The organism is Xenorhabdus entomophaga, from assembly GCF_037996725.1.
Lineage (GTDB): Bacteria > Pseudomonadota > Gammaproteobacteria > Enterobacterales > Enterobacteriaceae > Xenorhabdus > Xenorhabdus khoisanae.
The window spans coordinates 1-355 of sequence record NZ_JBBMXH010000390.1; the positions used below are offsets into that span (position 1 = coordinate 1).

The 355-nt window shown below is 52.4% G+C and carries 1 protein-coding gene; it reads right to left on the reverse strand.

What is annotated here, in order from left to right; translation table 11 throughout:
- On the reverse strand, nt 1-355 hold a 355-nt coding region (locus AAC854_RS23345; protein ID WP_340619164.1), incomplete at both ends, for a toprim domain-containing protein.

Here is a 355-nt window from a genome sequence, read left to right on the forward strand (position 1 = left end):
GTCGTCCAGTTCGCCCGGTGTATGCCAGTCGTTATCCGCCGCCAGAATGATTTTCGCTGTTGGCCACCGTTCTCTCACCAGCCCGGCAACGGTCGATAAATTACCCTCATCAATCGCAGCCAGTACTAAGCCCTCACACAATTGACTCACCGTCAAGGCGGTTGCATATCCCTCAGTAATGATGATCGTGTCTGGTGTTCCGGTGATGGGTGATAAGGGGATAAAACTCCCCTTTTTCTGCGTGCCAGAGACAAGACGCTTTTCACCACTCGGCTTGATAATCTGAGCGCCGGTGATTATGCCGTCCAGTGCCTGAGTGACCAGTACCAAAGAGCCATCTTTCAGTAATCGCTGA